The organism is Hymenobacter roseosalivarius DSM 11622 (assembly GCF_900176135.1).
In the GTDB taxonomy this organism is placed as follows: Bacteria; Bacteroidota; Bacteroidia; order Cytophagales; family Hymenobacteraceae; genus Hymenobacter; species Hymenobacter roseosalivarius.
Genome location: NZ_FWWW01000047.1, coordinates 69535 through 84676, shown reverse-complemented (window position 1 = coordinate 84676; position 15142 = coordinate 69535). Strand labels below are relative to the sequence as shown.

Here is a 15142-nt window from a genome sequence, read left to right as displayed (position 1 = left end):
GTAAATAAACCCTTTATGCTTAGTGTAAAACAATTAAGTGGATTCATGAGCAGAAAAGCCATAACACTTACGCTGCTTCTATTACCTATTGGGTGCCTCTTGTGGCAATGGAGTTCCCTGCCTCCTCAGGTTCCCATGCATTTCTCACGAGGGGGAGCGGATTCTTTCGGGGATAAGCATATGCTTATCGGCTTCGTGCTTATACCATTGCTATTGTATGCTGCTCTGCCCTTTATGTACCCGGCAGAAGCTGAAAACGATAAGCATCGGCAAATAGGAACAGGTGTAATGATTTTTCTGAGTCTGGTACTATGCGTCTTGTTGCTGGTAGGAATACTAGCAAGCAGATAAGCACTGGGCACTATCACTCAGCGCAGCCTAGTATGGTGGGCACCTTTAGCCTTTAAGTCAGTAAACCATTCCCTTCGCCAAAGACGAGAATCTGACTACCGCGTCGCTATAGCCTGCGTAAATTACTTCCGCCCAAACAGCGGCACCCTACTCTCCGTCCCGGCTCTGAGCCGCTCGATATTAGCTCGATGGGTATAAATCAGCAGGCCGGCCAGCACAAAGCCGAACACCAGCAGCAGCGAATTATCCGGCCGAAACGGGGGCAGCAGTTGCAGGAGTGCGAAGGCCACGCCCGCCGCCATAGAGGAGAGCGACACGTAGCGGAAAAGTAGCAGCACGGCCAGAAATACCAGGATGCACACGCCCACTGTTCCCGGCGCAATGGCCAGCATCATGCCCAGCACCGTGGCCACCCCCTTGCCGCCCCGAAAGCCCGCGTAGATGGGGTAGATGTGCCCTACCACGGCCAGCACGCCGCACGTCAGCTGAAAGTACAGCAAGTGGCCGGCCTGAATTGCCCCCTGGTTGAGCATAACCGTGGCCAATGACGTAGCGGCCCAGCCCTTGAATACATCAATGGCCATGACCACCGAGCCAGGGCGCTTGCCCAGCACCCGAAAGGTATTGGTAGCCCCCGAATTGCCGCTGCCATGCTCCCGGATATCCAAGCCAAAAAACCACTTCCCCACCCACAAAGCCGTCGGGACGGAGCCGATAAGGTAAGCGGCCACGAGGAGGCCAAGCACGGCAGGAATGTTCATAGGGCGGTAGGGTAGAAAGTGTGGAGTCGCTCAAAGATAGAAGCTGACTCCACCTTATACGCAAGCGGTAACTCCTGCTACATGAGATTACCTAAAAAGGCCGTCATAACGGGTGCCACGACACAATTTACTGACCAGCGGCATTACTTATCGTCGGTCATGCAGAGCATTCCGCGCATTAAGCGGCGACGAAGCATCTTGCGTGTTTATTGGGATTACTGACTCTATGTCAGCACGCGAAATGCTTCGTCGCCGCTTGATGCGCGGAATGCTCTGCATGACCGCCTAGAACAGATTCACATATAAAAAAGCCCCCCAGAATATTTCCGGGGGGCTTTTTTGCTTGGTGAACTTACTTTTTATGAGCCGCCGAAAGGATCTTCTTCGTCGGCTTTTTTCTTCTTCTTTTTCTCCTTTTTAGGTTCTTCCACCGGCGCGTCGGCGGGCGGCGCGGCTTGGTCTATAGTCGCGTCTTTCTTTTTCTTCTTACGGCTAGGCTCTTCCACGGGGGCGTCGGGAGCGGGCGTGGTGCCTTGGTCTACTACGGCTTCCTGCTTCTTCTTTTTCTTCTTTTTGCCGGTGTCCTCCATGTTGTCGAAGTTGCCGGTGTCGTCGTTGCCGCTTACGATGGGAGTTGCTTTGCGCTTCTTAAGATCTTCACCCAGATAGTCCTTGCGGAAGTGGTCGAGGAAGAGTTGCACCTCCTGGTCGTCGCCGAGGTAAAAGCCGTACTGGGTGGCCGTATTGTAGTCGCCCTTGGCTTTGAGGCTAATAATCTCATCGAAGGAGCCGTGCTGGGCTTTGGCCAGCACTACATTGTTGGTGTACTTGATGTAGTACCAGGTGCGCGGCTCAGCTTCCAAGTAGATTTCGACCGCGTCGCCGGTGCTCTCGCGCTTTACTTCGATGTAGCCGTCAATCAGCGCATTTAAATCTTTTTTGCCTACGCTGGCCAGCCCAATTTTGCCCACCGAATACCAGGCCTTCTTCTTCTCCGACCATTCCAGATTTACCTTGCTCAGCACCAGCGTGTGCAGAAATTTGGAAGACAGCTTTTGCAACGGCACGTAGCTGCCCTTGCGGGCGGCATAGTTCTGCACCGCCTTGCTGCCAATGAATTCGCCCAGTTTATATAGCTCATTCTGGGAGCCATCCAGCGCTTCGGGAGCACCTTTGATGCTGCCGGCTATATCAGCGGCCATTGCCTCAATAGCTTTTTCCGGCATGTTAATGTCGAACGCCATGAAAGTATCCAATTCGTAGCGGTTGCTGTCGGGCTTGGCTTTACCTACGCCCGCGGCGGTGAGCGAGTAGTCTTTGTTGGAGGCAATCAGCTCCATCTTCCCCCGGAAATTCATCACGCCCGTGGAGTCGTCCAGCTTCAACACCTGGCCTTCGTAAATATTAATATCGGCGGCATCATGCCGGGCAATGGTGAAGTTGCGCTTCTTGGCGTCGAAGCGCATGGTGCCGTCTACTTTGAAGATGTTCAGATCAGTTACGTCGGGCTTCACGGCCGTGAAGAGCGGATACACCTTAGCCGTGCTACCGGACATAAACAGGCCGGTGAGCATGGGCACGCCATCCTCCGTCGTCAGGTCCTGCACCTTGATGCGCATGTCTTTGGGGTCTATGCTGTCCTGCACGGCAAACCAGCCGCTCGCCGATAGTTGAGAGCTGAAGTCGAGGCGGGCCTGTCCGTCGAAGATGAAGCCGCGCCGCTGGGAGTTCAGGCGCACGTTGCCCCGATATGGTACCCGTGGCGCCAGCCGGAATTTTTCGGCGGCCTGAATGTTCGCCACCGCCACCGTAGGCGGCGACAAGGGACTCATGATGTTCTCTTTTTTGCCCCCCAGCAGCCCTTTGCCGATGCCTCTGCCGGCATTGGCCAAGCTCCCCTTCACTGCCACCGAATCGACGGCGAAGTTGGCGAACTTGATGGCAAACGAGTCGGCTGTAGCATTTTGGTAGCTGTACAAGGCATTGCCCGTGAAGGACGTGCGCGACTTAATTTCTATCTGACCCTTATACAACTCATGAAATTTGCTCAGCGTATCCATCACGATACCAGCATTCTGAAAGGAGCGCATCTGCCCGCTGCCGAGTACATACACTTTACTGCTGTCGGGCGTAATCCAGGCGTCGGCGGCGGCAATGTAGGGTACGCCACCCGCTACCAGGCGGTAGCGGCTCAGGTCGTACTGACCCGAGGTACCTCTGAACTTTAGCCCTTTCTGCTCTTCTTTGGTAGAGAAGAAGTAGGCCTTGGTAGAGTCGGCACCGGGCGCCACGCGCATCTGCACAAACTTCTTCTTGAAGTCCCAGCGGCCACCGCTCAGCGTCGTTTTGAAGTCGGAATATGGCAGATCGATGCTGGCCTTGCTGCCTTCTTCGCGGGTGAAATTGGCGTAACCTTGCTTAATGTCGTAGTCAAAGGCTACTTCATTAGCAGTCAGCGCGGGCTTATTCGCTTCCGATGATTTAATGCTCAGTGTCGATTTTTTACCCTTGTAGCTGGTGGGCAAAAAGGTGAACTGCTGCGAGCGAATAAATGATTGCGGCCCGTCCATACCGCCGTTGCCATAAAGCCCCCCAGGCGTAAGAACGGCAGTACCCTTAAAGCCATAGTCGCCGGCGTAGAATTTCATGGCCATGCCGTCGCGCGGGGTACTGAGGTACATGGAGTCGGCTTTTACCACCCACTTCATCTCATAGCCCGGCAGCAACGCTACGTTGGCATAATTCACGCCATTGAGCGGCCCCTGCGCGATATTACCCGACTTACCAGAGGTCACTACGGAATCCTGATAGAAGATAAACTGCTCGCTTTGGAGCTTGCCCACGAGGTAGGTCAGCTCGCCGTTGCCCTGAATGCCGCGGTTGCTCATCTGCACCTTATTATACAGACGGCCTTTGCCCCCGTACACCGGCAGACCTTCCTTGGGCGCATTGTAATTGAAGCCCAAGGAACCGTCTTCCTGCAAGCTCAGCTTGGTCTGGATAGGCGGCAAAATGCCCCCCGATACGAATGTGCCCTTAAATCCGACTGCTGAGCGGTTCTTGTTATTGAGTGAGTCGAGGCGGAAGGGCGGGATGTCGAAGTACACGGCCGTGTCGTAGGCGCCGCCCAGTACTTCAGGCTTGTTGAAGAACACGTAGGCGCCCGTGGAAGCGTCGAAGGAAGGATACGCGCCCAGCTTCTTGCGTCCTGACTTGTTCTTGGGGTCGTTGATGTAGAGCTTACCCGACGAGCTTTTCTTCTTGTTAGTGAGGGCAAAGTCCGTGTCCTTACGCGTCTTCATCACCGAGCCTTTCGAGTTTTTGCCCTTCACGATGATAGAGTCAATCTTCACCAGATCGATGAAAAAGCCGTCGTAGTCGAATTTAAACTCTTTGCCTTTGAAGATAAATGCCGAGGCCACCACGGTACCGTTGAACAATACGCCGCGGTTTTTCTGAATGCGAATCGTGCTGCTGTCGGGCTTCACGTACACCGTTATGGAGTCGTCGGAGAAGTTGAAACGGTCCACACCGCGCACAATCAGGTCGTTGCTGTTCAGGTCGAGCGTCGCGTTCTTGCCGCTCGGCGACAATGACTTGATAGCGATGTGGTCGTAGTCTTTTTTACCTCGCGAGGAGCGTACGTAGTGGCTGGCTTTGGGCAGCAAAGTTACCTCATCGGTTGTTGCATTCCAGGCCACGTAGCCGTCGCGAGCAAGGCCGGATACGGCCGAGCGCACGTTGGCTTCCTTTACTTTCAGATCGGTGGCCATCTGGCTCACCGTGAAGGTTTTCACATCGCCATGGGCCTGACTGTAGCCCACTACCATTTGTAGGGGATGAAGCTTATTGATAGCCTTAATCTGCTGGTAGCGGGTGTTGGTATAGAACTCCTTAGACTCGAAGCTGGCCGTCACTTGATTTTTGGCGGTCAGCATCGAAAAGTCGATTAGCGGCGTGCGAATGGGCCAGGTGAGCAGCTCCGTCGCGATTTCCATCTGGTGGTACGAGTCGTAGTAAGGCGTGGTTTTATACAAACCATCCTCCCGATTCAGCTGTAATACCTGCCCCCGCTTGCTGTACTTGAGCTTCACGCCGGGGTGAGTCAGCGAATCTGTTTTATCCTGATAAATAGTAACGGCGGCGCGGGCGGCGGTAATGATGGAGTCGCCGAGCAGGTAAGCCCGCGAGGAAGCTGCAAACTTGGTTTTGCCGTCGGCCTCCACGGTAATGCGCGATAAGCTGCCGTCGAGGGAGGCGCTGAGCATCTTGCTGCCGGCCAACGAAAAGCCCCCCACGTAGCGAATATTGTCGCCGAGGTTCTTTACGCGAGCATCATTGGTCAGGGAGATGAAGCGCGGGTAGCCGGAGTCGGTAGCGCCGGGCTTTTTCTTCACGCTTTTATAGGAAAATGCCCCCTGAACCGGAGTTTCGAGCACGGCCGGATACGTGAGCGTGACGGGCTCGGCCGCGAGCTCGGCTTTGGTAATATCGAAGTCATAGCTGGTCATGTCCGCCGTGACGGGGTTGTTGTTTAAGGCCCAGGCCATTTGCCCGCCCTGCCCCACAAAGCGGCTCCGACCGGGCACCACGATGCCGCTGGTTTTGCGCAGCACAATGCTGTCGCCGGCGGTAGCCATGAGCAGGTCGGCATCTTTAATGATGAGCACCGGGCCGCGCGTGGGCGGAGCCATGTACGTATCGTAGCCATTATCGACAAATACGGGTTCTGGAGCAGGCTCCGGCGCTTTTGTGGGCGCAGCAGCTTTCGCTGGCGTTTTGGCGGCGGTTTTGGTCGGAGCCTTCGCCGGCGCTTTCTTTTTGGGCGTGCCCCAGCCATCGTCGTTCCCCCAGCCATTGTCGCTGCCGGAGTCCCAGAGGTCGGCGGTATCCCAGCCGTCACTGCTTTTCTTTTTGGCAGGCTTTGGTTTGGCCGCAGGCTTGGCGGCGGGAGTGGCAGCCAGCGGTTCCGTTTTTGCTACCGGCGCAGGCGCAGCCACAGGTTTAGGCCGGGGTGGCGCTGGTAGTGGATTGTCGTTTTCGTTGTAGGCGAAGGTAAAATTGCCCCCCACAACGCGCAGATTGTTGTAGCGCGAGCGATATAGGGTCTTGGTATTCAGAAACTGGGCGGTACTGACCAGAAACTTTTCTGTCGTCAGCAAATCCTCTTTATCCACGGCCTTGGCTACTACCCCAAGCAGCTCGGTCATTTGCTGGTCGGAGAGGTTTTGGCCGGCTCCCGCCAGCACGGCGTCAAATAGCGACTCAAAGTGCGGCCGGGGCCGATATTTCTTCTCCAGCATCTGCTGGGAGATAGCAATAATCGTGGCCTGATGAGTGGCCGTAAGCTTATTACTGGCCCATAACTGCTGCAAGCTGGCAGCGGAGGCTTTGGCCGCCGCGTTGTTGGTGCTGGCCATCATGGACTGCACATCCAGAATATATTGGGCTGGCTCCTGCGAAAGTTTGCCTCCCTTCGGACGAGGCGCGGCCGCGGGCGCTCCCGTGACCGGGGGATTAGGCTTGGTTTGCTGCGCCCACACAGGCCCGCTTCCCCCCATTATCAGCAAACAAAACCAACCAAAGACAAGATGCTTCATACTCACGCCATCAGGACCATAATAAGACGCCTACAATTTCGCAAAAACCACGCAGATTTTTGTAGCGACGTTCTGAAAACCGCGTAGTTGCAGCATTTGCGGGTTTTTCTATAGAATAGTACCTAGCTAATACACTATAAATGAAACTAATGGCTCCTACTCAATCTTATCATAATACAAAATACTCAAAACTATTACTCAGCCTTTCAGGCCAGTAGCTGGATAAGAATTGGCTCTGCCGCAAAGTCGCTCCACATTAAAAAAGCCCCCCGGCTGTGATGCTGGGAGGCTTTTTATTATGCCAGATTTTTGAGTAAACGCTCGAGAAGCGACATGCTTATTATCAGCTTCTTGGCGGTGGAATTATTATTGCAATAAAATCAGTGCAACAAGAAGCTGTATACCAAGCCGGCCACCGAGTATGCCAATTGCACCTTTGAGCCGGTGACTCTAAAACCAGCGTCGGAATGCTTAGCAGATAACAACTCGTGAGCCGCCGTTCAAACCGGCTCCTTTATTGATTTTGCAGCGTAAAGTTCTCAAAGGTAGCAGTGGCCGTAGTCGGACCTTTGACCAACACGCCCGCTCGTACGCCCCGGTCCCAGGGCGGTAAATACGTGCCATTGATGGTGCCGGTAATGCCCGGCATAGCTTGCCAGGTCTTGCCGCCATCCGTGCTCCAATCAAAGCGAAACAGGTTGCCGTTCTGGGCTTGCATGCGCAAGGTCAGAGCGGCGGCGGCAGGCAATTTCACTTCGCTCAGCGTCTTCTGCTTGCCCTTTTCCAGTTGCCACAGTTGCAGCTTCGCGTTTCCGGTGGTTAAGGCCAGGGTATTTTCCGGGTCGCCGTGGGCAGCAATACCGGCCACTGTACCCGTAGGCAGCGCGGCAGGATTTAGCAGTGTAGTAGTGGCGGTGTAGTTGGCGGTGGTGGTATGCTGGCCTAATACGGCCCCGCTGTGCTGTGGCCGGGCCGTGAGTTGCAACTTACCGTCGCGCACGGCTGCGGTTGGTCGCTCTTCCACGGGCCATTGCCAAGTCGGCAAGAGCGTAGCGCGGTCAAATTCATCGCTTAGATTGCGAGCTGTGGCCGCGGGTGCCGCCGTGGGGGGCATTTTATCATCGCCCGGGAATTCCGGCCATTCATCGGCGGTCCAGGTGAACTCGCTTATCACGCCCTGCCGACCCACAAACTCAAAGCTGCGCGTGTCGTAGGCATGGTGCAGCATATACCAACGGTTGCCGCGATTAAACACAGTACCGTGGCCCGGACAGGCCCATTTTTCGTTTTTGGTCAGAATGGGATTCTTGTCGTATTTCTCCCAGGGTCCTAGCAACGTCTTCGATCGGGCTACCCCAATTCCGTAGGTACAAGTGTGGCCGCAGCAGCCATTACCGGCATAGAAAGCATAATAATAGTCGTTGCGCTTCACCATGGCCACGCCTTCCACCAGATTGCCTTCCCAGGGCGCTGTGTTGCGAAACAACTCCGTTTTCTCGCCGGTTAGCGCCGTGTGCTCCTCGTTCAGGCGTTGGGCCCAGATAGGCGTGGGCAAATTGCGACTGTTACCATCTTCCTTCCAGATTAGATACAGCTCCCCCTTCTCATCGCGCATCGGAAAGCCGTCGATGGAGCCTGCCTCCTGCCCTACTATCGGGCCATGGTCGCGGTAGGGGCCTTCGGGTCTGTCGGCGCTGGCAATCCCGACGGACAAGGGACCGTTTTTCTTGTGAGCTGTGTAATAAATGTAGGTCTTATTGCCTTCCTGACTGATCTCCGGCGCCCAGAAATAGTAATCGGCCCAGGCGGGCAGCTCGTTTGGAAATACGTGGCCCGCCAGCTCCCAATCCGTCAGGTTGGTTGATTTTAGCAACGGAAATACCGGCCCCCAGTTAGAGGAAGTAGCCGTCGCCCAATACGTGTCGCCCACCTTGGTAATAGAAGGGTCAGGGAAATCGCCGGCCAACACCGGATTGACAATGGTCAAGGCAGGAGCATCGGCCTCCGCCAGCGTTTCGGCAGTATTAGCAGCCGGAGTGCTGACAGTAGATGCTATTTGCTGACAAGCACCCAGCAGGCTTAGGGCAAGACCTAAAACCAGGTTCGTATTCTTGTTTAGTACCATGAAGCAGGAAACTACAGTTACTTGAATGGTCGGATCACACTGGGGGGCATTTTAAATCTTATTCGCCGCCGGGCTCAGGCAGCTGAGCGCCGATGGGCTCGGGGGTGCCGAAATTAGGAGTACCATCGGCATTCCAGGCAAACTTTTGCATGCGAGGGCTGCGGGCATCGCCGCAGCCTTGGTTGGGGCCGGAGTTGGCATGGTAAATAATCCAGTCTTCCTGTCCGTTCTTCGATTTGAAGAAGCTGTTGTGGCCGGGGCCATATGCCCGGTCAGCAGGATCTTTAGTAAAGACGGGCGTAGCCGATTTGGTCCAGGCAGTGGGGTTCATTGGGTCGGCGGTGCTGGAAGCCGACAGCAGCCCCAGGGCATAATCGTCGGTGCTGCAATGACTGGCCGAATACACAATGAAGGTTTTGTCGTTGTGTTTTAGCACTTGGGGACCCTCATTCACCTTGGGTTCGCCGTTCCTTTCCCATGGGTACTCAGGCCGGCTCAGCTGCGCCCGCGGCCCGCTGATGGTCCACGGGTTGCTCATGGGGGCGATATACAGGCGCTGCTCCTCGGAGCCAGCCTCTTGCCCTGACCACAGCAAATAGCGCTTATTATTCTGCTCCAGAATAGTGGCATCAATGGCCCATAAGTCTTGGCCAGGCACTGCAATCTGGCCTCTTTCTACCCAGGTGCCCGTGGTAGGGTCAGCCGCCGCGTTTTCCAGTATCCACAGCCGCTGTCCGCCGCAGCAGTTACCAGGGCCGGCAGTAAAGTACACATACCACTTACCATCCAGAAAGTGAATTTCGGGGGCCCAAATATCACGCGAAGCACCGCCGGTGGTTGACGGCGTCCAGATCACCTTGCTCGTTGCCGACCCCAGTTCCGACATCTTCGCCGTTTTCCAGAGCCGCAGGTTAGTGCCGGTGGTGTGCATGTAATAGTAAAATCCGTCTTTCTCTGTTACCCACGGGTCGGGGCCGGAGGGTAGCAATGGATTTTTGAAGGTAATGGCATCAACGCTGGGGGTAGGCTGCGGAACGGAGTTCTGCGGCTTGTCTTTTTCACAAGCAAGCAGTCCTAACACCAACATGCTACTCAGGAGGCGGCGAAGCAGGGTGGAAAGCATAGGTTGAGTATTAGTTACAGATAATTGTATTACGCTAAACCCAGCAGCACGGCGAACCAAATGACTTGCCCGCCAACAAAACAGCCGCCCCGACCTGGGCCGGAGCGGCTGTTACGCTATGCATGACTAGGCCAGCGCTTACTGCCACCCAGGATTCTGCGTGAGACGAGCTACGTCGACATCGGTACGCAGAATAGGTATCAAACGAGACTTGTTCAACTCGAAGTTATTGAAGTCAGGGTCGCGCTGTCTGGCAGCAGTAAGCGCCGCTGTCTGGTCGATGCCTGGCTGTGGATCTACCACGCCCCAGCGCTTTAAGTCAAACCAGCGCAGGCCTTCACCCGTGAGCTCCGTTACCCGCTCGTGCATAATGCGGGTGCGCAAGGTGGCCTGCGTGAAGCTGGCGGCTACCAGCGGTGTCATACCCGCACGGGCTCTAACGCGGTTGATAAGGGGAATAGCGGCGGCGGTTTGACCTTGCTCGTTCAACGCTTCGGCTTGCAGCAAGAGCACATCGGCGAAGCGCATTACCCGGTGATTGATAGGCGAGTCGAAGTTCTCGAAGTTCCGATAGTAATCGGTGGAGTACTTCCGCCAGTAAATGCGCGAGTTGTTGGTGCTGCCGGGCGCAAAGCGAGTATTAAACGGCTCGCCATATACCATGGGCTCGGGGCCGCGCGGAATGGTATTCGGTGTAAGTTGGGGATTATAAAACAAGGTAATTCCCATCCGTGGGTCGCGGGCGCCGGCCGCAGTAGCTTCGGTCAGGAACTCGTCGCGTACCCAAGGGCGCACTTCACCATCCGTAAAGCCGTCGCCGGGCACGCCCCAGAACTGGGAGCGCTGGCCACCTTCCGAAGAGCTGGCGTTGTCGCCATCATTGCCCCCCAGGTTCACATCCGAGAAGCCAACCTCAAAGATTGACTCCGAATTGTATTCGGTGGTATGCTTGAAGTTATCCTGATAATTAGCTACCAGGCTGTAGTTCGTATTGGATAGTACCTTCTGAAATTGAGTGGATGCATCGGGCCAGCGCCGCAGCTGCATATATACTTTTCCCAATAAGGTAGCGGCCGCCCCACGGGTAGCGCGCCCAATATCACTGCCGGTATAAGCTACCTCCAGGTCGGGCTCGGCAGCCTGCAAATCAGAAATGACCTGATCCCACACCTGCGCTTCCGTACCCTGCGCAGGTCGGTACGTTACCGTAGATGGCTCCAGAGCCAGGGGCACATTACCATATAAGGACACCAGATTGTAGTAGTACAAAGCCCGCAGAAATCTAGCTTCCGCAATCACGCGCTTTTTGAGGTCTTCATTCATAGTAATGCCCGGCACCGAATCTATAACCTGGTTAGCGCGGTTAATAGCCCGGTAATGGTCGCGCCAGATATCGCGCGAAGGCTCGAAATCGTAGTTTACCTGCCGGAACTTCGTGAAGTCGGCCAGCTCGCCCCAGGGGCTAGAGCTAAAGCCATCATCAGAGCGCAGATCTAAGGCAAAGTGAATCCAGCGGCGGTAAGTGCCCAGCTGCTGCAGGCCGCTATACACAGCATTTACCCCCTTGACAGCGTCGTCGCTGGTTTGCCAGAACGACTGGGAGGTAGCTATGTTGGGGTTATTTTGTTTGAGCAGATCTTTTTCGCAGGCCGTGGTCAGCAGCAGAGTGCCAGCCAGCGCGCAAAGTCCAAGTTTTGAAATATTCATGTCTGATCAGTTGAGAGTTGGAGGAAACGCCTTGGGCTAAAAACCCAGCTGAATACCTGCGGTGAAGGTGCGCACGTTGGGGTAGCTGCCCTCATCGAGGCCGCGGGTAAGCACTCCGCCCGTTACACCACCGATGGTTTCGGGGTCGTAGCCGGTATAGTCGGTGATGGTAAACACATTTTGGCCCGTCAGGTAGACCCGCACGCTGCCTACCCCTTTCACTCGCTCCAGCATTCCTTTAGGAAGCGTGTAGCCGAGCTGCACGTTTTTCATACGCAGATACGAGCCGCTCTCCAACCAGCGCGTAGAGGCAATCCGGCTGTTGTTGCGGGCCGACTCACCCTCTTTTACCGGCCGAGGCGTGGTAGTAGAGGGATTAGTAGTAGTCCACGGATTCAGGTCGCTCCGATAAGCGCTATTTTCATCCAGTCGGTCGGTCCAGAAGCGGGTGCCATTCCACACATCATTGCCAGCAATGCCTTGGAAGAACACAGCTAAATCAAATTCGCCGTACCCGGAGGTAAGGTTGAGACCATACTGTAGCTTAGGGAAGGGGCTACCGGAATGGGCCCGGTCGTCCTCGCTAATTCTTCCATCGCCATTCAGGTCTTTGTACCGCACGTCGCCGGGTTTAGCATTCGGCTGCGCACTGTTGGCAATGTTATCTCCTGTCTGGAAAATGCCATCGAACTGATACAAATAGAACGAGCCTACAGGGTAGCCTACTTCGGTGCGAGTGATACCGCCTTCTGGGCCAGCATTGAATACTTGGCCAGGCACGTCCGTGAGCTCAAGTACTTTGTTCTTCAACGTGCTCATGTTTGCCTGTACCCCGTAACGAAACTTGCTCCGGTTTTCGTTGTAGCTAGCAATGAACTCGAAGCCCCGGTTCTCAATGCGGCCCAGGTTGACGAAAGGGTTGATTCCTTGATTGCCCAGGAAGAAGGCCGGGTCAGGATTCACCAGCGCATCTTTCGTGCGCGATATATAGTAGTCGGCTGAGAACGTAAACCGGTCCTCCAGCAATCCTAGGTCAAAGCCAATGTTCGTGGTAGCCCTGGTTTCCCATTTGATGCCGGTGCTGGCTAGCTGAGTCTGAGAGTTGCCATTAAGTACCGTTTGAGCTGTTCCAAAAGGATAGTTAACGTTAGGGTTGATGAAACCCTGATACAGGTAATTGCCGGGCAAGCCATCGTTGCCGAGCTGTCCGTAGCTGCCCCGCACCTTCAGGTTGCTGATAGCGGTAATGCCATCGAAGAAAGCCTCCTCCGAAACGCGCCAGCCAGCTGAGGCAGCGTAGAAGTCACCGTACAGGTTTTCGGGGCTGAAACGGGAAGAGCCGTCGCGACGATAGGCCGCTGTGAGCAAGTAGCGCTGGTTATAATCGTAAGTTACCTGAGCAAAATAAGAACGCTTGGTCCAAGTATCGGTGCCGCCACTTACGGCCGGATTCTGAGAGCCAGCATCTAACGACCAGTAATACGTAGGGCCGGTGCCATAGCCCCGGTTGGTGGCGCGCGATATCTCGAACGTGTTTTTCTGCTCCGAGTAGCCAACTACGGCTGTCACGTTATTATTGCCAAAGCTCTGATCAAACGTCAGGGTGTTCTCCGCCATCAGGAACAGCTCACTGCCCCGACCCTGGTACAAGAAAGACGGGTCCAGGGGGGCGTTCTGGCGCTGCTGCCCAAACTTACGCCGGTCTTCATCGCGAAAGTTATGCAGCTCGGTCGCCAGATTGAGCCGGTAGCGCAGAAAGTCGAAGATGGATACTTCGCCGTAGATATTGCCTTGCAAGCGGTAAGAAAGGCCGGTGCTGCGCAACAGATCCTGGGAAGCGATTGGGTTGGTACCGAACGTGCTGTTGTTGGAATTACCAAACGCAAAGCCCCCCGGATTAGCCGGATCTAGGACGGGCAGCGTTGGGGGAAGCCGAACGACATCAATAAAGGGCAGACCATTTACCCGCACCTGATCGGCGCGGGTGAGCAAGGCATTCTGCCCAACACGCAAACGACCGCGATTAAAGCCTGAGTTGAGACGCAGACTGTAGCGTTCAAACTTAGGACCTATGATAGTGCCTTTCTGGTTGAAGTAGCCAGCCGAGATCAGGAAGTTCGACGACTCATTACCGCCCGAAAAACCAAGGTTATAATCCTGAATTCGCCCCGTTTGAAATAGCTCATCCTGCCAGTCAGTATCGGTGCCCGTAAGCTGATTGGACGCGGGCTGACGCCTCAAACCAGCATTCTCATACGCCAGGTTATTCACTTCTGCCCACTCTTGCGCGCCCATCAGGTCATAGCGCTTCGCAATGTTCTGCACGCCAGTGTAGCCATTAAACGTAATGGCGGGAGTACCGGCACGACCTTTACGCGTCGTGATGATTACCACGCCATTAGCGCCCCGCGAGCCATAAGCGGCCAGGGAAGCGGCATCTTTCAACACCTGTACCGATTCAGCGTCGGCCGGGTTGAAATCGCGCACGTTATCAGTCCACAGACCGTCGACGATGTAAAGTGGGCCGCTGCTGGTACCTCCCAGCGTGCCAATACCGCGCACGTTGACGTTCGACGCTTGGCCGGGCTGACCAGAGCTGGTAACCGTTACGCCGGGCAAGCGGCCCTGAATAGCTTCGGTCACGGTAGCTACGGGGGCCCGCCGGATATCTTCGGCAGAAACTGAAGCTACCGAGCCCGTTACGTCCTGACGGTTCTGGGTGAGGTAACCAACTATTACTACTTCGTTCAACGACTGCGCATCGGGCGCTAGCGGCACGTCAATGGTAGTACGGCCTCCCACAGCTAGTTCTCTAGGCGTGTAGCCTACATAGGAAATTACTAAAGTGGCATTGTCGGGAGCGGTGATGGTATAACGGCCATCTACATCGGTTTGCGTGCCATTGGTGGTGCCTTTCACTACCACATTCACGCCGGGGAGGCCTTCGCCTTTTTCATCGGTGACGCGACCACTGATCGTAATATCGGCCGCTTGGAGTACTGCATAAGGCAGTGCCGCACGAACACTGGCCGCGGCACTGGCTTCAGCGGCCACAGTCAGCGGCAAGGAACATAGAAGCGCTGGAATAGCGAGCCAACGCAGTTTGGGTACGGGCTTTTTCATATGAAAAGATTAGGTGGTGGGAAATGATGGGCAAGTGTAAGCAAGAAGTCTAAGGCCAAATTTAAACATAGTTTCCGCAAACGTTTGCGGAATAACTAACAAAAAAATCAGCTTCGCCATAGATCAATTATCCTGGGTTACGCTGAAAAGCTTGTTGGCATTGGCAGCAGGGCTTAAAGGTAAGTGCGCTGATACATGCATTTACGTCCGGTAAAGAAACATAAGATTAACCTGAAATTACACTAATACCAAAGGAAAGCATTCAATTCTTACAAGCCAAACTATCTAACTATAAAATTGTTAGCGGAAATTTCTGCACAATATTGAGCTAGACTTATGATACAGTATCCGT

7 protein-coding genes are annotated in these 15142 nt (G+C 54.9%); 1 reads left to right on the top strand and 6 read right to left on the bottom strand.

Annotation, left to right across the window (positions count from 1 at the left end; all coding sequences use genetic code 11):
- Window positions 1-15 precede the first annotated feature (15 nt).
- Window positions 16-351, top strand: a complete 336-nt coding sequence (locus tag B9A24_RS23180; RefSeq protein WP_084444018.1) for a DUF1648 domain-containing protein — start codon at window positions 16-18, stop codon at window positions 349-351.
- Window positions 352-473: 122 nt separating this feature from the next.
- On the opposite strand, the gene plsY is transcribed toward B9A24_RS23180, so the two are convergent.
- The 6 genes from plsY to B9A24_RS04675 form a co-directional block, all read right to left on the bottom strand.
- On the bottom strand, window positions 474-1112 hold the full coding sequence (plsY, locus tag B9A24_RS04700; RefSeq protein ID WP_084444017.1) for a glycerol-3-phosphate 1-O-acyltransferase PlsY: 639 nt from the start codon (window positions 1110-1112) through the stop codon (window positions 474-476).
- Between the two features lie 359 nt (window positions 1113-1471).
- Window positions 1472-6712: a hypothetical protein gene (locus B9A24_RS04695; RefSeq protein ID WP_143434756.1), complete on the bottom strand. Its 5241-nt coding sequence runs from the start codon at window positions 6710-6712 to the stop codon at window positions 1472-1474.
- Window positions 6713-7226: 514 nt separating this feature from the next.
- A complete protein-coding gene (locus B9A24_RS04690) occupies window positions 7227-8837 on the bottom strand; it encodes a family 43 glycosylhydrolase (RefSeq protein ID WP_234996989.1) in 1611 nt (536 codons plus the stop codon).
- A 58-nt stretch (window positions 8838-8895) separates the two neighbouring features.
- Window positions 8896-9960 carry a glycoside hydrolase family 43 protein gene (locus B9A24_RS04685; protein WP_200813864.1) on the bottom strand — a complete coding sequence of 355 codons (1065 nt, stop codon included), beginning with the start codon at window positions 9958-9960 and terminating at the stop codon, window positions 8896-8898.
- Between the two features lie 138 nt (window positions 9961-10098).
- A complete protein-coding gene (locus B9A24_RS04680; RefSeq protein WP_084444015.1) occupies window positions 10099-11667 on the bottom strand; it encodes a RagB/SusD family nutrient uptake outer membrane protein in 1569 nt (522 codons plus the stop codon).
- Between the two features lie 36 nt (window positions 11668-11703).
- Entirely contained in the window at window positions 11704-14790 is a 3087-nt protein-coding gene (locus B9A24_RS04675) for a SusC/RagA family TonB-linked outer membrane protein (protein ID WP_084444014.1), read from the bottom strand.
- Window positions 14791-15142: the final 352 nt, after the last annotated feature.